General features: G+C 61.9%; 18 protein-coding genes. 11 read left to right on the plus strand and 7 right to left on the minus strand.

Translation table 11 applies throughout. The features are described from left to right. The first annotated feature begins 66 nt into the window (after nt 1-66). A complete protein-coding gene (locus N430_RS06340) occupies nt 67-339 on the plus strand; it encodes a hypothetical protein (RefSeq protein WP_110634172.1) in 273 nt (90 codons plus the stop codon). Nucleotides 340-432: 93 nt separating this feature from the next. On the opposite strand, the gene N430_RS06345 is transcribed toward N430_RS06340, so the two are convergent. After that, entirely contained in the window at nt 433-1,083 is a 651-nt protein-coding gene (locus N430_RS06345; RefSeq protein WP_110634169.1) for a TIGR04211 family SH3 domain-containing protein, read from the minus strand. 281 nt (nt 1,084-1,364) lie between these two features. Between N430_RS06345 and N430_RS06350 the strand changes: the two genes are divergently transcribed. Together N430_RS06350 and N430_RS06355 are read left to right on the plus strand one after the other, a co-directional pair. Then, nucleotides 1,365-2,708: an OprD family porin gene (locus N430_RS06350; RefSeq protein WP_110634166.1), complete on the plus strand. Its 1,344-nt coding sequence runs from the start codon at nt 1,365-1,367 to the stop codon at nt 2,706-2,708. Nucleotides 2,709-2,796: 88 nt separating this feature from the next. Next, entirely contained in the window at nt 2,797-3,393 is a 597-nt protein-coding gene (locus N430_RS06355; protein WP_110634163.1) for a TetR/AcrR family transcriptional regulator, read from the plus strand. A gap of 146 nt (nt 3,394-3,539) precedes the next feature. Here N430_RS06355 and N430_RS06360 read toward each other — a convergent pair whose 3' ends face one another. After that, on the minus strand, nt 3,540-4,181 hold the full coding sequence (locus N430_RS06360; protein ID WP_110634160.1) for a cupin domain-containing protein: 642 nt from the start codon (nt 4,179-4,181) through the stop codon (nt 3,540-3,542). 224 nt (nt 4,182-4,405) lie between these two features. Here N430_RS06360 and N430_RS06365 point away from each other — a divergent pair, with 224 nt between their 5' ends. Continuing rightward, entirely contained in the window at nt 4,406-5,284 is an 879-nt protein-coding gene (locus tag N430_RS06365) for a DMT family transporter (RefSeq protein WP_110634157.1), read from the plus strand. On the opposite strand, the gene N430_RS06370 is transcribed toward N430_RS06365, so the two are convergent. From N430_RS06370 to N430_RS06390, 5 genes are all read right to left on the minus strand, one after another. After that, complete coding sequence (locus N430_RS06370) at nt 5,281-6,000, minus strand: TorF family putative porin (protein WP_110634154.1); 720 nt, start codon at nt 5,998-6,000, stop codon at nt 5,281-5,283. The two genes, N430_RS06365 and N430_RS06370, sit on opposite strands and share 4 nt — an antisense overlap. Before the next feature lie 105 nt (nt 6,001-6,105). Further along, a complete protein-coding gene (locus tag N430_RS06375) occupies nt 6,106-6,489 on the minus strand; it encodes a VOC family protein (RefSeq protein ID WP_110634151.1) in 384 nt (127 codons plus the stop codon). A 78-nt stretch (nt 6,490-6,567) separates the two neighbouring features. Continuing rightward, nucleotides 6,568-6,819 (minus strand): hypothetical protein, encoded by a 252-nt coding sequence (locus N430_RS06380; protein ID WP_110634147.1) that lies wholly within the window; start codon nt 6,817-6,819, stop codon nt 6,568-6,570. Between the two features lie 292 nt (nt 6,820-7,111). Further along, nucleotides 7,112-7,912 (minus strand): DUF6708 domain-containing protein, encoded by an 801-nt coding sequence (locus N430_RS29675; protein ID WP_256592095.1) that lies wholly within the window; start codon nt 7,910-7,912, stop codon nt 7,112-7,114. Then, nucleotides 7,912-11,109 (minus strand): T6SS effector BTH_I2691 family protein, encoded by a 3,198-nt coding sequence (locus N430_RS06390; protein ID WP_110634144.1) that lies wholly within the window; start codon nt 11,107-11,109, stop codon nt 7,912-7,914. The genes N430_RS29675 and N430_RS06390 overlap by 1 nt, the downstream gene beginning before the upstream one ends. A 439-nt stretch (nt 11,110-11,548) precedes the next feature. On the opposite strand from N430_RS06390, the gene N430_RS06395 reads away from it, so the two are divergent. From N430_RS06395 to N430_RS06425, 7 genes are all read left to right on the plus strand, one after another. Next, the gene (locus N430_RS06395) at nt 11,549-13,012 is read left to right on the plus strand and encodes a DUF3300 domain-containing protein (protein ID WP_110634141.1); all 1,464 of its coding nucleotides are present in this window, start codon (nt 11,549-11,551) and stop codon (nt 13,010-13,012) included. After that, a complete protein-coding gene (locus tag N430_RS06400; protein ID WP_110634138.1) occupies nt 13,009-13,905 on the plus strand; it encodes a DUF2950 domain-containing protein in 897 nt (298 codons plus the stop codon). Before N430_RS06395 ends, N430_RS06400 begins: the two co-directional genes overlap by 4 nt. A gap of 248 nt (nt 13,906-14,153) precedes the next feature. After that, entirely contained in the window at nt 14,154-15,419 is a 1,266-nt protein-coding gene (gene codB / locus N430_RS06405; protein ID WP_110634135.1) for a cytosine permease, read from the plus strand. Then, a complete protein-coding gene (locus tag N430_RS06410; RefSeq protein WP_110634132.1) occupies nt 15,416-16,633 on the plus strand; it encodes a PucR family transcriptional regulator in 1,218 nt (405 codons plus the stop codon). The genes codB and N430_RS06410 overlap by 4 nt, the downstream gene beginning before the upstream one ends. A 4-nt stretch (nt 16,634-16,637) precedes the next feature. Beyond that, nucleotides 16,638-17,879: a cytosine deaminase gene (gene codA, locus N430_RS06415; protein WP_110634130.1), complete on the plus strand. Its 1,242-nt coding sequence runs from the start codon at nt 16,638-16,640 to the stop codon at nt 17,877-17,879. Nucleotides 17,880-18,107: 228 nt separating this feature from the next. After that, a complete protein-coding gene (locus N430_RS06420) occupies nt 18,108-18,872 on the plus strand; it encodes a hypothetical protein (RefSeq protein ID WP_110634127.1) in 765 nt (254 codons plus the stop codon). A gap of 17 nt (nt 18,873-18,889) precedes the next feature. Beyond that, entirely contained in the window at nt 18,890-19,300 is a 411-nt protein-coding gene (locus N430_RS06425; protein WP_110634123.1) for a hypothetical protein, read from the plus strand. Nucleotides 19,301-19,324 lie beyond the last annotated feature (24 nt).

Here is a 19,324-nt window from a genome sequence, read left to right on the forward strand (position 1 = left end):
TATGCTCTTTTCTGCGTCGAGCCATTGTCTCTCGATGACCATTCCGATTACCCAGGAGAACGCTCCATGAAATCCATGAAATTCGTGCCTCTACTGGTGATTGCCTCTGTGTTGAGCTTTACCGCCCACGCCGACCCTAAAAGCAACTGCGCGGCCAAGATCAGTGAACTGGAAAGTATCCATAAAGCCGATGGCCCGGGGCTGCATGGTGGCATGGCACACGACTTCAAAGAGCACTTGAAAACAGCCAAGGACGCGCAGGCGAAGGGGGACTATACCCAATGCCAGGCCTCGGCTGACCAAGCCAAGACCATCTACAACAAGGCCCGCAGCAGATAGTTACCTGGCTGTACGGCTTCTTCGCGGCGATGCCCGTGAAGAGGCCGGCCATGCCAGGCTTTCAGCCCCACGAAGCCCCCACCGGATCGAGCATCAGAACCAGCGGTCGTTCTTCTTCCGGCCACGGGTCAGCGCCGGCAGGAGCAGCCCCGCCAGCAGGCCCGCCCCGGCGATGCTGCCGCCATAGACCATGTAGCGCATCATCACCTGCTTGTTCTCGTCGCCCAGGCGTGCCTGGGTATCGCGCAGGCTCGACTGGCTTTGGTCGAGCTGTTCGTTAAGCGCCTGGTTGCGCGCTTCCAGTTCATCGATGAGCTTCTTGCGCGAGTCGAGGGTTTCCTGCATGCCCTGCACGCGGTTCTTCCAGCTGTCATCGATGGTCTTGAGCTGCCCGGACAGCTCCGCTACCTGTGCGTCGAGTTGCGGCAGGCGCTCGTTCTGGCCAGGCACCGACTGCAGGTCGTTGGTGAGGATCCACACTAGGTCGCCGTTCTGCCCGCGTACCTGGCTGTAGTTGCCCTGGGTGCCGACCAGGGTGAGTTTCTGCCCGGACTTGAGCGTGCCGACGATGCGGTGGCCATCGGTCGGGCCACTGCGCACGTAGGTGCTCAAGCTGTCGCTGACCCAGCGCGCATCGCTGGCCGGCTCTTCGGCATGCGCGGGGACGGCAAGAGCCACCAGGGCGGCGAGCAGGCTGCCGCGCAGGGCAGGGAGGGCAAGGGAGGCTGGGCGGGATTCAGGCATTTTGGGTCTTCGCTGCAACAGAAAAAAATAGGCCCGGTAACTGTAGATCAGCGACGGAGCCGGCGAACCGGTCGGTGAATTGACCGTCAGGGACAGACCGTATTTTTGTAAGCAGGTTCACTGCTGAATGTAGGAATTACCTACAGAATGTTGCAAATGCCGGGCTAGAGGCGCTGCGTGCCCATGACACGATTGTAATGCTGCGATCACCTTGGCGTTATCCACCAGGCCCCACTCTCCGACTCCGCCGACACAACAAAAACGTCCCCAAGGAGCTTCGGATGACCCGAACCGCACCCCTGTCCCTGGCTGCATGCCTGGCGCTGTCTGGCGTCAGTACATCGGCAAGCGCCGCCCAAGAAGCAGCCGAAGGCTTCATCGAGGGCAGCACGCTCAACGTGCTCAATCGCAACCTCTACTTCAACCGCGACAACCGCGACGGGCCGGCCCCGGTGCACAACGCTACCAAGCCGGCCAGCAATGGTTATTCCGAAGCCTGGGCGCACGCCATCATCGCCCGTTACGAATCCGGCTTCACCCAAGGCACGGTGGGTTTCGGCCTGGACGCCTTCGCCATGCTCGGGCTCAAGCTGGACACCGGCGGTGGGCGCAACGGTGGGCGCAGTTCGTTCGATGTGCTGCCGGTGGACCACGACGGCCAGGCGCGCGATGACTACAGCAAGCTGGGTGGAGCCGCCAAGGTGCGCCTGTTCGATACCGTGCTCAAGGTGGGCGATGTGTTCCCGGCCAACCCGGTGGTGGCCGCGGGCGATTCGCGCCTGTTGCCAGAGAGCTTTCGCGGGGTGACCGTGGAGAACACCAGCCTCAAGGACCTGACCCTGCAGGCCGGCCGCCTGCATGCGATGAGCCAGCCGGTCTCCAGCGACATGCGCGAGAACTTCGTGACCTTCTATGGCGGCCCCGTGGACTCGCCCTGGATCGCTTATGGCGGTGGCGACTACGACCTTAACGAGCACATCAGCGTCAGCCTGTTCAGCAGCCGGCTCAAGGATGTGTGGAACCAGTACTACGCCGGTACCAGTGCCAGCTGGCCACTTGCTGAAGACGTCGCACTGATCGGTGGCCTGAATTACTACAAGGCCGTCGATGAAGGCCAGCAGCGCCTGGGCGCGTTCGACAACGATATCTGGAGCGCGAAACTCGGGGTGCGCTTCGGCGCGCATACCGTGGCGCTGAGCCACCAGCGCAACAATGGCGACGATGATTTCGACTACCTGCGCCAGTCCGACTCGATCTTCCTCGACAACTCCATCCAGTACAGCGACTTCAATTCGCCCAAGGAGCGCTCGTGGATGCTGCGCTACGACCTGGACATGGCGACCTACGGGGTGCCGGGGCTGTCGTTCATGACCCGTTACGCAAAAGGTACCGATGCCGACTATTCCAACGCCAACGCCTTCTACATGCGCCGCGACGCCGACGGCAATCCATTGACCGACCAGAAGCGCTGGGAGCGGGATGTCGAGGTCAAGTATGTGGTGCAAAGCGGCGCGGCCAAGGACCTGTCGTTGCGCGTGCGCCAGGCAACAACGCGGGCCACGGCGTTCGAGTCGGACCTGGACGAAGTACGGCTGATCGTCGAGTACCCGCTGTCTGTGCTGTGAATTCACCTTTGGAAGCGTTCAAGCTCCTTTGGTAAAAGGTGGATGGTTTGGCGCCCCGCGTGGGGCGCCTTTTTTTGATTTTTGCCCCATGCTCAACCTTGCTATCCTCGCCGGCATTCACCGCAGCGAGCCGAGCATGCCCAGACCGAAGAAACACGACCTCACCACCGCAGACAGCAAGGCCGTGATCATCGATGCCGCGTTGCAGGTCATCCGCCAGGAAGGTGCCGGTTGCGCCACTTACCGACGCATCGCCGCCGAGGCTGGCGTTTCGCCCGGGACCATGACTTACCACTTCGCCAACATCAACGAAATCGTCGCCGCAGCTTTTGTGAAAATGAGCAATGGCATTGCCGACCAGTATTTCCGCCAACTCGGCGAAGCCCGTGATACCGCCCACGCCCGTGAACTGGTCGCCGACCTGATCTGCGGCGACTTGTGGAAGGCTTCGGGGCAGATGCTGCTGATTTTCGAGCTGTACACCTTCGTCTCGCGCAACCCCGAGTACACCTACGTGATGGATGACTGGATGGCACGTTCGCGCCAGGCCCTGCAGTTCCATTTCGACGAGAAGACCGCACGGGCCCTCGATGCGCTGATCGAAGGCTTTACCATCCACAATGCCCTGAGCAAGACCACGGTCAGCCGGGCCGACATCCTGGCGTTGATCCAGGCGATTGCGTGAAGGTAACGCTGGCATCGACAGCCGAGCCAGTCACTCAACCTCATGCTCTGCTTTTACTTCTCAGCGCGCGATAGTTCAGGCGACGCGCTTAGAAGCAAAAGCAGAGCAAGAGCAAGAGCAAGGGTGGCGAGGCGTACAGCGCAAGATCAGAGGCCCAGCGTGAGTGCTGCGTCCTTGATCCAGAAACGAGCACCCTGAGCGCCGGCGCGTGCCTGCAAGGGCGTGCCTGCCGGCAGGCGCATCCAGCTCAGCGGCTGAAGGCTGAAGTCCGCGCCGGCCAGGTTGCCCTGCAGAAGCAGACATTCCAGTCCACGCGAGTTGTCCAGATGGACAGGGGCGCCGGGTTGCACGTGCTTCAGATACACCTGTTCATGGGCGTTCGAGAACAGCAGATGATCGCCCAGCGCCGATAACGTTGCGACCAGCTGTTGGCCATCTTCACGATGAAACTGCTGCAGGCGAACAAAGATCGTGCAGCCTTCGCTCGACTTCGGCGCATGAGCGCTGCCTGGCGGATTGCGTACGTAGCTGCCAACCGGATAACGGCCGCGCTCATCCTCGAACACGCCTTCCAGCACCACGAATTCTTCGCCACCCGGGTGCTGGTGAGCGCTGAAGTGGCTGCCGGGGGCATAGCGCACCAGGCTGGTGGCGCGAGCCTTTTCACCGCCGATGCGAAACAGCGGGCGACGTTCGACACCAGGCAACGGGCTGGCCAGCCAGGGCAGGTCGGCACCGTGCATGATGGCGGGCAGGGTGAGGTCGGCGTTCAGGCGGTCTGGGAGCATGGCGGTTTTCCTGGCATCGATGGTTGGCTGTAGCGGCCCTTTCGCGGGCACGCCCGCTCCCACAGGTACAGCGCAAGATTCGAGCTCGGTGGAGTCCTGTGGGAGCGGGCGTGCCCGCGAAAGGGCCAGTACAGGCACCCATCTATGATCCGGTGTTGTGGGATCTCGATAAAGGCTTTAAAACACCCACAAACAAGAAATTCCATCTCAGAGGTGACCACACCATGAGTGCCCGCACTACCGCCATCGCCGGTCAAGGCAACAAATCCTGGCTCTGGCCAGCGCTGTTCAGCCTGGTGGCCTTCGCCGCCAACTCGATCTTCTGCCGCCTGGCCCTGCGCGACGGGGCGATCGATGCCGAGTCGTTCACCATGGTGCGGCTGGCCAGTGGGGCGGTGTTTCTGCTCCTGCTGATGCGCCTGCGCAAGCCGGGCATGGCCCTGGGGGGCAGCTGGAAGGGCGGGCTGGCGTTGTACCTCTATGCCTACCTGTTTTCCGTGGCCTACCTGCAGTTGGGTGCCGGCGTCGGTGCCTTGGTGCTGTTCGGTGCCGTGCAGATCACCATGTTCGCCGTCGCCTGGCTCAGGGGCGAACGCCTCAGCGCACGCACCTTGCTGGGCATGCTGATCGCGTTCGCCGGCCTGGTCCTGCTGCTGTTGCCCGGTGCTGAAGCGCCCCCGCTGCTCAGTGCCCTGGTGATGGCGGCATCCGGCGTGGCCTGGGGCGCCTATTCGCTGCTGGGTAAAGGTTCGCCCAATCCGCTGGCCGACACCGCCGGCAACTTCGTCCGCAGTCTGCCCCTGCTACTAGTGCTTGGCGTGGTCATGCTGGTGCTGGCACGCACTCATGTCAGCCCAGCAGGGTTGCTGTATGCCCTGGCTTCGGGGGTGCTGGCCTCCGGCGCGGGCTATGCGGTGTGGTACGGGGTGGTGAAGCAGGTCAGTGCCCAGCAGGCGGCGACGATGCAACTCAGTGTGCCGGTCATCGCCGCACTGGGCGGGGTGGTGCTGATCGGCGAGCCGATGTCGCTGCGCCTGCTGCTTGCCTCGCTGGTGGTGCTCGGCGGCGTGGCGCTGGCATTGCTGCCAGTCAGGGCACATTAGAAGAAGCTGCGCTGGGCTTTGAGGGTGACCATGCTTTCGCAGTAGGCGTTGATGCCGGCATAGGCGTCGCAGCCGCTGCCGCTGAGGTCGGAGTTGCTGTAGATCAGGTTGAGATCGATGCCCAGCCATGGCCGCGACAGTTCCAGCGACCAGTCGGAAAACCCGTTGATCTGGCTGCCGTCACCGATGGTGAAGGGCGTGCCCAGGCGGTGGTGGGCGAGTTTCACGGTGAGATCGACATCGAACAGCGGCAACTGGCCGAAGTCGGCGAACAGCGTGCCGGTGCGGTTGTCCGGATTGTCGCGCCAGGCACCGCCAAAACGGCTGCCCAGCACCGATATGCCGCCGTACAAGGCAAAGCTGTCGGCGCCGGCGATATTCGGCTGGCTGTAGTGGATCAGGCCCACTTCATAACCCAGGGTGCTGTCGAAGTGGTGCTTGTAGCCGGTGTAGCTGTCCAGGCGCAGGGTGGAATCGGGCGTCACGCCCATGCTCGGCGCGTACTGGCCGAGGTACCAGCCGCTGGAGTGGCTGAGGTCGAGGCCGCCGTGGAAGGCGCCCACCGCACTCGGCGAGATCAGCCCCTGGGCCATGCTGCGCGAGGGCATGGTGCCGAGCTTGAAGTCGAAGTCGCCCAATTGGCGCTGGATCTGTTGCGCGTGCAGTGCCGGGCTTGAGAGGAGGGCCACAGTCAGCAACAGAAGGGGCCTGATCATGGTCACCGTCCTGGAAGGCTTGCTCTTGAGCGGGCGAGGATACCTGCGTTGGTTGCCACGTGGCTACCGAAGGTGGCGGTTACTCGACCATTGGTCGAGGGCGGTTCATGCCCCGAGTGGTTCGGCGATTTCGATCAGGTTCAGGTCAGGGTCACGTACGTACACCGAGCGGATCGGGCCGGTTGCGCCAGTGCGGGCAACGGGACCTTCGATGATTGGCCATTGCACCTTCTGCAGGTGAGCGATCACCTGTTCCAGGCCGACCTTGCTGATGAAGCACAGATCCAGAGCGCCGGGTACCGGCAGATGCGCCTTGGGCTCGAACTCATGGCCGCGGACATGGACGTTGATTTTCTGGTTGCCGTAGCGCAGCGCCAGGCGGTTATTGCCGAAGGTCTCCAGCTGCATGCCCAACACGCGCGTGTAGAAATCGGTGCAGGCTTCGACATCGGTGGTGGTGAGGACCAGATGGTCCAGGTGATCGATCATTGGCCAGCCTCGGTGACAGGGACTGAAGGCGATCAGTCCGGGCAGGGCCATGATAGTGCGCTGAGCCGGTCTTTCAACTCAGCCTTTGATTGCAGGCTGAGCTTCGGCGACCTCGGTGACCACCTGCGGGCTGGTGGAGCGCTCGATGACGCGCTTGCGCAGTTCGTATTCATCCAGCGACAGGCTCTGGCGCTGGATGGACTCGAGTTGCAGCTGGCGGGTTTCTTCGGCGGTGTAGGGGCGCAGTTCGGGGTGGCTGGCGCAACCGGTGAGCACTGCGATGGTGGTGGCGGTGAGGGCAGCGAGCAGCAGGCGGGCCGTGGTGTTCATCGGGGGAAGCTCCAGGATTCGGGCGGTGGGAATCGATGGGGCTAGGTTATTGATTGCTGGCGATCGGTAGAAATTGGTGGTGTCGATAGTGACTATCGAGGTTGCTGCAAGTGCTCCGGCTGGATGATTTCTCACGGATTTCTTGGATGCCGAAGCTTGCGAGAAGCCTAAAGGGAATGGCTTGCCGTGGGGATGGGCCGGTAGCGGCCCTATCCATATGGGGTGCCAGCTTCCACGGCGCTTTTGCCGTGGATTGGGCGAGTGCGGGGATGGCCGACAGGTACCTGAGGTTTTACCGATGTTCTTCAGGGGGGGCTGTGCGGGACTCCAGATCCATTTCGGCGGGCCATTGGACTTTGGGTGCACGTTGATCGAAAGGGTTGGAATGAACGCCCTCGTTCCAGTCCCAAGGTGAGTGGACGAAGTCGGGGAGTGCTTCGGGCCCCTGCTGCATGAATAGCCTCACGATTGCCCAATATTGCTCACCTGTTTCTATACTATCAGCGAAGAGCACGCGATCTATTACTTCGTTAGTTCCCGGCTTGCAAATTGATATCATGACTTTCTCCATTAATCCACCATATCCCATGGGTGCATAAAGACGGTACGCTTCAGCGGTAAGGTCATCCCAGTCGTAAACAACGGGTTTGATGCCCCAGCGCTTGATGCTGAATGGATGAAATAAGTCAGTTTTATATTGGTAGAAATAGACTTTTCGGCGTTGCCTGTTGAAGCGTATCGGCTCATCGCGAGGTTGTTCGATATCCATGCGGATGTAAGGGGCTAAAAGCAAGATGGCCATTATGTTGGCGCCCAAAAATAGCGCTATGAATTCCAGGTCGGCTCTGGTTGCTAAGAAAAAATTATAATATATTGCTGCGGCAGTTATGCTTGTTGTTGCTATTAATGTTATGGTTCCTGTTATCAAGGAGAGGCCTCTGAGTTTCAGAGGGGGTCTGGGTATTTCAATGGCAATTTCGTCGACATGGTTCGGCGGTGGATCCAGATCGGCCATGCCTGGTTTCACGAGGCTAGGAGCATGAATGGCGGGTAGGTCATATTTCCAGCCAATGGCACGATGTGGTTCGCTCATTATGCTTCTCCTTGAATTGCCATCTCGGCATACGCATCCGGTATGTTTCGGTCTGGCCAATAAGCTATTAGCAGTGAGGCTGCGGTGATATTGTGCCTTCCGATGTCTGATGTGAGCTCTATTGTCCCGTTGAAATACGCGAAATGGTATTCCTCTCCGTGTTGAATGGTTTTGCGGTGGCTCTTGTTAACTGACAAAGTGTCCGCTAGGTAGTCAGGTGTTCTGGAAATTTTTGAAGTTGTCATCGAGGAGAATCTAGAGGTTCTAGTTTTCAGGAGTGGCGGGGAGAATCGATCATCTGCGATCACCTCTCCACCGACGTAGTCGGGCGCCATGCCATCTCCATGTCGATGAACCAAGAGTGTCCAATGATAGCCGGAGGTTACTTCGGAGAAGTAGGGGAGTGTGAATTTGAATTTCAGGCTGCGTTTTGTTTCTAAATTAACAAGTCCCCCTATTTTTGAACTGGTTGCCGGGTCTGCTCTTTCAGCTTTAAATGTTAGCCCGCCATCCATTTCCAAGGTGGCTGCATTTAACTCGGCAAAGGCTATGTCAGCATGGTTTGGTGAACTCCAATGTACGCGAGGTGACTCGTTGGCGATTCCGAAATAGCAGCGTTTGGCCCATTGCTCCAGTCGCGTTGACTCCTTCTTCTCAGCCCATTTGATAATCATATATGTGATTGTGCTTATAATTATGGTGGCGCCTACTGCTCCAATTAATAATGGGCTGAATACGGCTCGAATTCCACTGGCGACTCCGCCAATGGCAAGGGCTGCAGCGAACCCGTATCCAAAAGCAGCTTTATCATCACCATCACCATATTTGCGTTTTGCAGCCATCATCAAATAAATAGACTCGAAGATGCCCGCAGCAGCGCTGATCGTGGCCCCGAATCTGGCGATAGTGCGGCCAGCAGCGATGCTGTTATTTGTGCTCGCTTTGTGCGGCATAAAAAGCCCGATTAATTCTATGCTACTGCCAGCGATGCCAATGCTAGAGCTATAAAATGCCACTAAGGCTTCGGGAGATTTCGAACCAATCTCCTCTTCGGCTTTCTTCAGGTTCTTGCCAAGGCTGTCACTCATCAAGTAAAGCCCTCCCAACGAAAGCAACAGTTCCCATCTTTTTCCCGTTCCTCGTAGTCCGCTGAAGCTGTCGCGTACCAACTGCGATGCTTGTCCCGCACTGATCTTCATGCCATTCAGTGTCTTTCGGGCATCCAGCTCCAGCGTTCCCGCTGCCACCTTGATCTCCACCAACGCCATCTGTGCGGCGTCATTCAGCTGATTGACATTAAGCTTCACTTCCTTGGCCAAACGCTCATGCACCTCGTACGCCGTACCCTCGACCCAGATGCTGACCGGGATCACCTGGTGTGCAATCTTAGGGTCGAGTACCGCAAGGCTCAGCAGCCCGGTCTGGATGATCGGCTTGACCTTGGCTATCGGTTTGAAAATACCGGCCTTCACGTCTTCGAGGTCCGGCATCATCTGCGCCCGCGCCTCGGCCAGTTTCTGGCTGGCGCTGTTTTGCAGTTCACGCAGGTGCGCGCTCTGCAAGGCGTAGTACTCACCCAGCTTCATCTGCACCTGCAACTCGATCAGGTGCACACCGTTGTAAATCCGCTGGCTGGCACTGTTCAGGTGCCGAACGGCCTGCTGGATACCAGGGTCGAGCCGCACTTGCAGGCGTAGACTGGCGGCGTTGAGCGCGCCCTGCAGTTCGGTGATGGCCTGCTTGAGCGAATCGCGCATCTTCAGGCCGGCGTCTTCGCTGGTGATGAATTTGCTCAAGGTGCTGTAGAGCTTTTCGCTGTCGTTCCAGTTGGTCGGCTCGGTCGGCGAGAAGCTGGGCAGTAGCGCGGCCAGCAGGGTCTGATCGCGCAGCAAGAGAGCGCGGTAGGGTGGGCTGTTTGGGTCCTGCAGCCATTTCAGCCACAAGGCTTCGCTGGTTCCGTGCGCTGGTGGGGCTGCTTCGGGATCGGTGGAAGGCGCTTCGGTGATACCGCCGGCCAGGCAAGCGGCCATGGTCTTGCTGTAGGCGATGCCCGATTCGCGGTCCCGGCCGTCGTAGTCGTGCCGTTCTATCAGGGCGAAGGTCGCGCTCTCACAGAGTTTCGCGTAAGTGGCGGCATGCCGGTCGATGAAAGCCTGGAAGCGGGCCTCCTCTTGTTCATACTCCGCCTGGAATGCCGCGCGTCGGGGCTCGTCATAGCGTTCCTCGAGTTTCTCATCGCTCTTTAACTGGGCCATCTCGATCATGCGCTGGCGCTCTACCGCAGGATCGACAAACACCGGTGGCCCGTCACCGGTCTGTGGCTCGAACGTCGCAGGTATCTTGTGCGCCGCCCATTCGCGCTGGGTGGCGCGGATGATCTGCAGGATTTGCGAGGTCTGCAGCTGGTAGGCGCGTAGCGGGTCTTCGCGCCAAGCCTGGCGCTTGACTACCCAGTTCAGGCGCTGGTGGTTGTACTCCTGGATCAGGCCGACAGTGTCGTCGAGTACTACTGCCAGCACGCCGTTTTCCAGCTGGTGCCTGGCCATGGCGTTGTTCAGGTAACCGCGCAGGGCGGTCTTGCGCAGGAAGCGGCTGTGGAAGCCATGGGCGCTGTCGAATGGGCCGTTCAACTGCTGGGCATATTCGAACACCTGGTGCTCGACCTGAAGGTTGTCTGGAGTCATGGCCAGGCCCAGCAGTTCGGGGTGTTTGCGCGCTTGGATCAGGTCCAGGCCCTCGAAGCGATGCGCAGGCGCCTGGCCAGTTTTGTAGGCCTGCAGCACGCTGCCCGGCCAGGGATCGCTGGAGAAGGCCAGCCAGGCCGAACCGTAGGTGTCGGTGTCGATGTTGAGGAAGGACGAGGGGATGTCGTGATCCTCATGTACACAGTGCTCGGGAAGGGACGGTGGCGGTCCTGGATTAGGTTCGTAGGGGTTGAAGCGGCGCAGGTGGCCTTGCGCGGTGACTTCGTAGGCATGCCAGATGCGCTGGTCGAGCAGCACATAGAGGTATCCGCTGCGCAAGGTGCGCAATCCCATCCGGGTTTGTGTGGCGGGGTCGCTGCCAGGGCGAGTGTCGGGGACCACAGCGTGGCGCAGGGGGAGGATGGGCAGGCCCTGGCGTTGGCAGGCTTTGCAGGGGGTCAGGAGGAAGTCAAGTTCGGCGACTGCATTGGCGATGTCTTGAGAGATACTCATGGTTGATTTCAGGCTCGATCAAGATGAGCCTGAACACTAACGAGGAATCAATTCTCAGAGCAGTTGAGCGCTTCCTAAAACATTGTAGGAATTTTCGTCTAGATATTTGCCCTTTGCTGCAACCGTTGATGCAACTTTTCCAAATCGATGACCGCACGGTGATGCGCCTTCATCGCGCCTCATCAATTGCCGCCGGACCTGGACCCGCAGCCGTGCCTTGCTGACCCGGCTGCTCGCCGATGAGACGGGCTGGAGGAACATCAGCTGATCGATAGCTGATTTAGATTTAAAGGCAGTAAGCCTAGTTGCCATTAGTGCGTTGAAATCCAATATACAAAAGTGGTTGAAAATGACGCCTTTGCTACCCTTACCGCACGGCAGAGACTGCCCGGTTTGCAACCCACTCTTTTAACGCGGTATGGCCAGATGGGGAACTGCGATGCGCCTGCCATTGTTATGCGTCCTGTCGTTGGTGTTGTGCCTTGACGGTGTTACCAGCCTGGCGTTGGCCGACGACCCGCCGGCACCTGACCCGGCACCTGCCGAAGCCAAGCAGGCGGTGTTCAACCAGGAGCAGCTCGACCAGATGCTCGCGCCGATTGCCCTGTATCCCGATCCGCTGCTGGCTCAGGTGCTGATGGCGTCGACCTACCCGGGCGAGGTGACCGAGGCGGTGGCCTGGTCCAAGGCCAACCCCAAGGCCCAGGGCGATGACGCGGTCAAGCAGGTGGCCAACCAGACCTGGGACCCGAGCGTGCAGGCGCTGGTGGCATTCCCGCAGGTGCTGGTGGTGCTCGGCCAGGACCCGGTCTGGGTCCAGCGCCTGGGCGATGCCTTCCTGGCGCAACCCGATGACGTCATGGCCGGCGTACAGCGCTTGCGCCATCAAGCCCAGGCGGCTGGCAACCTGACCAGCAACCAGTACCAGAACGTCACGGTGCAGGCCGCGCCCGCAGCGGCCCCAGCCCCAGCCAGCTCGGGCGGTTCGCAGGCCGCACCTGCCAGCAGCTCATCGACCAGCACCATCATCATTCAGCCGGCCGACCCGCAGGTGGTGTACGTGCCCACCTACAACCCGACCACCACCTACGGCACCTGGGCCTATCCGGCCTCGCCACCGGTGTATTACCCGCCGTCGCCGATGTACTACGCGGGCACCGCGCTGATGGCCGGGCTGGCGTTCGGCGCCGGCGTGGCAATCGTCAACTCGCTGTGGGGCGATTGCGACTGGGGCCGCGGCGACGTTGATATCAACGTCAATCGCTACAACAACATCAACGCCAACAACCGCATCACCAACAACCAGAACAAGTGGCAGCACAATGCCGTGCACCGCGATGGCGTGCCGTACCGCGACAACCGCAGCCGCCAGCAGTTCGGCCGACAGCTCGACGGGGCCACCCAGCGTGCTGCGTTCCGCGGCGATGATGCCCAGCGCACCCAGGCCCGTGACCGCGCCAGGGCCTCGATGGACCGCGCAGGTATCGAGCGCCCGGCCACCAGTAACCGTGAAGCCCTCAACCGTGCGCGCGAAGCCCGGGCCGAAGGCGGCGTGGGCAACCGCATGCAAGGCGGCGCGAACAACGCGCGTCCCGCCGATCGCCGCACAGAACCGCGCAATACCCGTGACAACCAGCAGGCGCGCAACCAGCTCGAGCAGCGCCGCCAGGGTGAAGGCCAGGCCAGGCAGGCCGTGCAGAACCGCTCGGGCAACAGTGCAGGCAGGGCCCGCAACAATGCCTTCGACGGGGTCCGTTCACCGTCGCGCACCATGGCCCAGGCAAACCGCGGTCGTACCAGCCAGTCGTTCGCCCAGCGGCCTAACGCCTCACGCGCAGCGGGGCATCAGATATCCCGGCCCAGCGCGCCGGTGCGTCGCGGTGGTGGAGGTGGCCGTCGATGAACAACAAGACAACGATTGCCGCGCTGCTGATCGGCCTGAGCCTGGCCTGGGCAAACCAGGCCACGGCGCAGGAAGCCTTCCCGAGCCCGGATAAAGCGGTCGAAGCGTTCGTCCAGGCGCTGGGCGTCGAGCATGCCGACGAAGCGCGCCTGGGGCAGTTGCTCGGTGATGACTGGCGCACCTACATTCCACGTGGCGGTGTGCAACGCAGTGATGTCGATACCTTCCTGGCGCAGTACAAGGCCGAGCATCAGATCGACAAGCAGGGCGATAACAAGGCCATCCTGGCCGTGGGCCCTGATCACTGGACCTTGCCCATCCCCTTGACCAAGGCCAGCAACGGCTGGCGCTTCGACCTCAAGGCCGGCAGCGCCGAAATCCGCGCCCGGCGCATCGGCCGCAACGAACTGGCCGCCTTGCAGTCGGTGCTCGCCTATCACGACGCACAGATGGACTATGCCGCGAAGGACCGCAACGGCAACGGTGCGCTGGAATATGCCCAGCAGATCTTCAGCACGCCCGGCAAGCATGACGGGCTGTTCTGGGAAGACGAAGAGGGCGGCGAAGTTAGCCCGCTGGGGCCGCTGTTCGGCAAGGATGTGGTGGGTGATGCCTGGTATGGCTACCACTTCCGCATCCTCGATGGCCAGGGCCCGTCGGCACCAGGTGGCGCCTACAGCTATTTGATCGGCAACCAGATGAGCCGCGGCTTCGCCCTGGTCGCCTGGCCGGCGAAATACAACGATAGCGGTGTCATGAGCTTCATGATCAGCCACGACGGCCAGGTGTTCGAAAAGGACCTGGGGCCGCAGGGCGACAAGATTGCCAAGGCCATGAAGCGCTTCGACCCGGATGACAGCTGGAAAGAGGTGGACGTCAACGCCAGGGAATGACGGACTGCGCGCGCGTACCAGCAATGGCAGGCTGGGTGAAAATTACCCAGCGCTGTTCCGCATTGGTGCGCGCCCGCCTCAAAACAGGTCCTGTCGCACAGGTTTTATTCGTCAATTGGGCAAAAGAGTGTGCAGGGTGAACAGGGAAGGTTGTGCCGATTGCCCGCAAATTTCCGGTTTTTCGCGCTTGGCAAAAGCGGCCCGCATATTGCTCCCCTCGTCGCAACGACAACCCGGAGCACCGTGCCATGAGCTCACCTACCGAATTCCCGCTTTGCGAAGCCCCGCCATCCTCGCGCAAGGGGCTGCTGCCCATTGCCATGGTGCTGTTCAGCTTTACCTTCTTCACCGGCACCATGTTCGCCGGTGGCAAGCTGGGCATGGCCTTCAACTTCGTCGACATGCTGTGGGTCGCCGCCATCGGCAACACGCTGCTGGCGCTGTATGCCGCTGCACTGGCCTTCATCGCCTCGCGCAGCGGCTTGAACACCGTACTGATGGGGCGGTTCTGTTTCGGCGAGGCAGGCAGCCGGCTTTCCGACTTCATCCTGGGCTTCGCGGAACTGGGCTGGTACGCCTGGGGCACCGCCACCGTAGCGATCGTGCTGGTCAAGTTGCTCGGCCTGGCGGGTGGTTTCACCGTGCCGCTGATGGTGCTGTTCGGCCTGGGCTTCAGCATTACCGCGATCATCGGCTTCAAGGGCCTGGACCTGCTGTCGCGAGTATCGGTGCCGCTGATGTTCGCGCTGCTGCTGGTGTCGATGTACATCGCCACTGCCGATGCCGGGGGCTTTGCCGGCCTGGCCGCAGTGGTACCCCATGAAACCATGACCTTCTCGGCAGCGGTGACCATGGTCTTCGGCACCTTCGCCAGCGGTGCCACCCAGGCCACCAACTGGACCCGGTTGTCGCGCAGCGGGCGAGTGGCGGTGGTGGCCAGCATCGTTGCCTTCCTGCTCGGCAACGGCCTGATGGTCGTGGCCGGGGCCTGGTGTGCGATGGTCTATCAGCAGGCTGACATCGTCGAAGTGATGATGCTGCAAGGCCTGTCGTTCGCAGCGGTGGTGATGCTCTGCCTGAACCTCTGGACCATCCAGGGGCCGACCATCTACAACGTCTCGGCGGCTGCCTGCCACTTGCTGCGCAGCGAGCGTCGGCGCACCGCCACGCTGGTGGCGGCAGCGGTGGGCATCGTGCTGGCGATCGGCGGCATGTATGAAATGCTGATTCCGTTCCTGGTGCTGCTGGGCTCGATCATTCCACCCGTGGGCGGAGTGATCATGGCCGACTTCTGGTACCGCCACCGCGGCAAGTACCCGGCGCTGGCCTCGGTGCAGCTGCCGCGCTACAACCTCTTGGGTCTCGGTTCCTATGCGCTGGGTGCGGTGCTGGCCTATGCCTCGCCGTGGGTCGCGCCGCTGGTGGGTATTGGCGCCTCGGCCCTGTGCTATATCGTCCTGCTTGAAATCAGCGGCCGGCGCCGGGCGCTAGGCCAGGCGGGCGTCGAGCCGTGAGCCTGGCGCTGGACGAGATCCTGCACCTGCCGGGCCTGCAGGAGATGACCGTACGGGCCGGTGCGCGCAACTTGCAGCGGCGGGTGCGCTGGCCCTACGTGGCAGAGAATGAAGGCATCGCCGAGTGGGTCATGGGCGGCGAACTGGTGTTCGTCACCGGCATCAACCACCCGCGTGGCGAGGCCAACCTGCTGAGCCTGGTCGAAGACGGCGAGGCGGTGGGCATTGCCGGGATGGTGATCCTCACGGGCGGCACCTTCATCCAGACCATCCCGCCGGCAGTGATCGCCCGTGCCGAGCAACTGGGCCTGCCGTTGATCGAGCAGCCCTATGCCCTGAAGATGGTGATCGTCACCCACCTGATCGGCACGGCCCTGGTGCAGATGAACCAGGTGCGCCGGTCGCGCAACGATATCCTCGGCCAGTTGCTCAGCGGCGACTATCCGAGCCTGGCCATTGCCCGCCAGCGTGCGGCGCACCTTGAACTGGCACTGGATGAGCCGCGTCGCGTGGTGGCGCTGCGCTTGCTGCACGTTGAGCCGTTGTTCGAGCGCCATGGCCTGGCCGAGGGCGAGCGCCTCTGGCAGGCTACCCGCCAGGCCCTGGAAGACCAGCTCGAAGCCTGGTGCCGCGAACGACCGGGGACGGTCACCGCACAGTTGCCGGGCGACCTGCAGGTGCTGCTGCTGGCAGAAGCCGCCGACCTGCCGCTGACCCTGGCCACACTGCACCGGCAACTGAGCGCGGTGGTGGGGGAGCTGGCGCTGTACATGGGCCTGTCGAGCCTGGCTGCCGATTGTGCCCACTACCGTCAGGCGCTCAGCGAGGCGCGCCAGGCACTGGAAGTGGCGCAGCACCTGCGCCCGCTCAACGGCTTCTGCGATTTCAGCGAGTTGGGTGTGCTGCGCCTGCTGCAAGGGATCGTCGACCGGTCACTGATCGATGACTTCGTCGCCCAGACCTTGGGCCCGCTGATCGCCCCAGGGCGCAAGCAGCCGCATGTGCTGGTGCATACACTGGATGCCCTGCTCAAGGAAAACGGCAACGGGCTCAAGGCCGCCCAGCGCCTGGGCCTGCACCGCAACACCATCAACCAGCGCATTCAACGCATCGAACAACTGAGCGGGCAGTCCCTCGACGACCCGCTGTTTCGCATGAACGCTTCTGTCGCCATGCTTGTGTGGCGCATGAACGAAGACCACGGTAAGGAGTAACGCCATGAACATCATCAACGCCCGCCTGCGTGGCAAGAACGGCCTGTTCCGCATCGAACTGGACGGCGAGCGCATCGCCGCCATCACGCCACAGGCCGACCTGGCCGCGCCGGCCAGCCCGGAAGACCTGGACGCCCAGCAGAACCTGGTGGTGGCGCCCTTCGTCGAGCCGCACATCCACCTCGACGCCACCCTCACGGCGGGCGAGCCGAAGTGGAACATGAGCGGCACCCTGTTCGAAGGCATCGAACGCTGGGCCGAGCGCAAGGCAATCACCACCCACGACGACATCAAGAGCCGCGCCAAGAAGACCATCGGCATGCTGGTGGACCATGGCATCCAGCACGTGCGCACCCATGTCGACGTCACCGACCCCAAGCTCACCGCGCTCAAGGCCATGGTCGAGGTGCGCGAGGAAGTGCGCCATCTGATCGACCTGCAGATCGTCGCCTTCCCCCAGGAGGGCATCGAGTCGTATGCCAATGGCCGGGCGCTGATGACCGAAGCGGTGGCCATGGGGGCCGACGTGGTTGGCGGCATTCCGCATTTCGAAAACACCCGCGACCAGGGTGTGTCGTCGATCAAGTTCCTGATGGACCTGGCCGAGCGCACCGGCTGCCTGGTGGATGTGCATTGCGATGAAACCGACGACCCGCAGTCGCGCTTCCTCGAAGTGCTGGCCGAAGAGGCACGGGTGCGCGGGATGGGGGCGCGGGTGACCGCCAGCCATACCACGGCCATGGGCTCGTACGACAATGCCTACTGCTCCAAGCTGTTCCGCCTGCTGAAGATGTCGGGCATCAACTTCGTCTCGTGCCCCACCGAAAGCATCCACCTGCAAGGGCGCTTCGACAGCTACCCCAAGCGCCGCGGGCTGACCCGCGTGGCCGAAATCGACCGTGCCGGGATGAACGTGTGCTTCGGCCAGGACTCCATCGTCGACCCGTGGTACCCGCTGGGCAATGGCAACATCCTGCGCATTCTCGAAGCCGGGCTGCACATCTGCCACATGCTCGGCTACGAAGACCTGCAACGCAGCCTGGACCTGATCACCGACAACAGTGCCCGCACCCTCCACCTTGGCGAGCGTTATGGCATCGAGGTCGGCCGGCCGGCCAACCTGCTGCTGCTGTCGGCGCCGGATGACTACGAGATGGTCCGCAGCCAGGGCCATGCGCTGGTGTCGGTGCGCAATGGCAAGGTGCTGATGCGCCGCACGCCGGCGCAGGTCGAACGCTTTGCCTGACGGCTGGATCGGGGCTGCTTTGCAGCCCTTCGCGGGCTTGCCCGCTCCCACAGGAACTGCGCACTTTCTGAATACAGCGCCGTACATGTGGGAGCGGGCAAGCCCGCGAAGGGCCGCAAAGCGGCCCCAATGGGCTTAGCTGACCAGCATTAGCCCTCAGGCTCATCTAAGTTTTCATCCGTAACCTCCGCTGCAGACACCCTGACGGGACTGAAGGAGGTACACCCGATGAAGGCTGCCAGCAACGGTTGGCTCAACAAGGTTCCGGAAGTGACGCTGTCCTTCTGGATCATCAAGATCATGTCCACCACGGTCGGCGAGACATTCGCCGACTTCCTCGCCGTCGACGTCGGCTGGGGCCTTGCCATCACCAGTGCGGTAATGGCCGTGCTGCTGGCTGGCGCGTTGACCCTGCAAATGCGCAAGCGCAACTGCGAACCCTGGATCTACTGGCTGTGTGTAGTGCTGGTCAGCATCCTGGGCACGCAGATCACCGACATCCTCACCGACGAACTGGACATCAGCCTGTACGCCAGCACGGCGTTCTTCTCGGTGCTGCTGGTGATCAATTTCGGCGTCTGGTACGCGGTCGAGCGCAACCTGTCCATTCGCGAGATCGTCAGCGCCCGGCGCGAAGGCTTCTACTGGGCCACGGTCCTGTGCACCTTCGCCCTGGGCACTGCCGGTGGTGACCTGGCGACCGAGGCGCTGGGGCTTGGTTTCAGTGTCGGCTGCGTCATCTTCGCCGCGCTGATCGGGGTCTGCCTGCTCGCCTGGAGCCTGGGTGCCAGCACGGTGCTGGTGTTCTGGGTGGCCTACATCCTGACACGCCCGCTCGGCGCCTCCCTGGGTGACCTGCTGACTCAATCCCATGAGTACGGTGGCCTCGGCATGGGGGCCACCTGGACCAGCGCGATCTTCCTTTGCGTCATTTTCATCCTGGTCTGCGTGGCCCAGTTCGCCGCCGGCCAATCCAAACGAATTACCCCTTGATAGCGAGGTTGCAACCCATGATTTCCAACGCTCTGCTCAAATCGCTGGCCATCGCCTGTGTCGCCAGTGCCTTGCTGGTAACCCAAGGCTGTTCCAAACCGGATGAGCCGGCCCCGGCCGCAGGCATCCATGCCCCGACCAAGCTGGGTGACCTCAGCGCATTCCGCAGCATTGCCGTGGATGTCGCTGCCAAGGTGGATGCCCAGGACCTGCCGGGCGCCAAGGCGCGTATCAGGGACCTGGAAAAGACCTGGGACGACGCCGAGGCCGGGATCAAGCCGCGTGCCGCCAGCGACTGGCATGTGCTGGACAAGGCGATCGACCACGCACTGGATGCGCTGCGGGCCAGCCAGCCACAGCAGGGCGAGTGCAAGGCCGCAATGAGCAACCTGCTCAAAGCGTTCGACACATTGCAGGGCCAGGGCTGAATATTGCCTGTCGGCCACCGGCCG

Source organism: Pseudomonas sp. CC120222-01a, from assembly GCF_003097235.1.
In the GTDB taxonomy this organism is placed as follows: domain Bacteria; phylum Pseudomonadota; class Gammaproteobacteria; order Pseudomonadales; family Pseudomonadaceae; genus Aquipseudomonas.

Excerpts from the sequence above, each read along its gene's own strand:
- N430_RS06400 (WP_110634138.1), top strand. The coding sequence starts at position 13,009 with ATGAACAACAAGACAACGATTGCCGCGCTGCTGATCGGCCTGAGCCTG.
- codB (WP_110634135.1), top strand. The coding sequence starts at position 14,154 with ATGAGCTCACCTACCGAATTCCCGCTTTGCGAAGCCCCGCCATCCTCG.
- N430_RS06345 (WP_110634169.1), bottom strand. The coding sequence starts at position 1,083 with ATGCCTGAATCCCGCCCAGCCTCCCTTGCCCTCCCTGCCCTGCGCGGC.
- N430_RS06360 (WP_110634160.1), bottom strand. The coding sequence starts at position 4,181 with ATGCTCCCAGACCGCCTGAACGCCGACCTCACCCTGCCCGCCATCATG.
- N430_RS06395 (WP_110634141.1), top strand. The coding sequence starts at position 11,549 with ATGCGCCTGCCATTGTTATGCGTCCTGTCGTTGGTGTTGTGCCTTGAC.
- N430_RS06340 (WP_110634172.1), top strand. The coding sequence starts at position 67 with ATGAAATCCATGAAATTCGTGCCTCTACTGGTGATTGCCTCTGTGTTG.
- N430_RS06370 (WP_110634154.1), bottom strand. The coding sequence starts at position 6,000 with ATGATCAGGCCCCTTCTGTTGCTGACTGTGGCCCTCCTCTCAAGCCCG.
- N430_RS06365 (WP_110634157.1), top strand. The coding sequence starts at position 4,406 with ATGAGTGCCCGCACTACCGCCATCGCCGGTCAAGGCAACAAATCCTGG.
- N430_RS06375 (WP_110634151.1), bottom strand. The coding sequence starts at position 6,489 with ATGATCGATCACCTGGACCATCTGGTCCTCACCACCACCGATGTCGAA.
- N430_RS29675 (WP_256592095.1), bottom strand. The coding sequence starts at position 7,912 with ATGAGCGAACCACATCGTGCCATTGGCTGGAAATATGACCTACCCGCC.
- N430_RS06355 (WP_110634163.1), top strand. The coding sequence starts at position 2,797 with ATGCTCAACCTTGCTATCCTCGCCGGCATTCACCGCAGCGAGCCGAGC.
- N430_RS06425 (WP_110634123.1), top strand. The coding sequence starts at position 18,890 with ATGATTTCCAACGCTCTGCTCAAATCGCTGGCCATCGCCTGTGTCGCC.
- N430_RS06420 (WP_110634127.1), top strand. The coding sequence starts at position 18,108 with ATGAAGGCTGCCAGCAACGGTTGGCTCAACAAGGTTCCGGAAGTGACG.
- N430_RS06380 (WP_110634147.1), bottom strand. The coding sequence starts at position 6,819 with ATGAACACCACGGCCCGCCTGCTGCTCGCTGCCCTCACCGCCACCACC.
- N430_RS06350 (WP_110634166.1), top strand. The coding sequence starts at position 1,365 with ATGACCCGAACCGCACCCCTGTCCCTGGCTGCATGCCTGGCGCTGTCT.
- codA (WP_110634130.1), top strand. The coding sequence starts at position 16,638 with ATGAACATCATCAACGCCCGCCTGCGTGGCAAGAACGGCCTGTTCCGC.
- N430_RS06390 (WP_110634144.1), bottom strand. The coding sequence starts at position 11,109 with ATGAGTATCTCTCAAGACATCGCCAATGCAGTCGCCGAACTTGACTTC.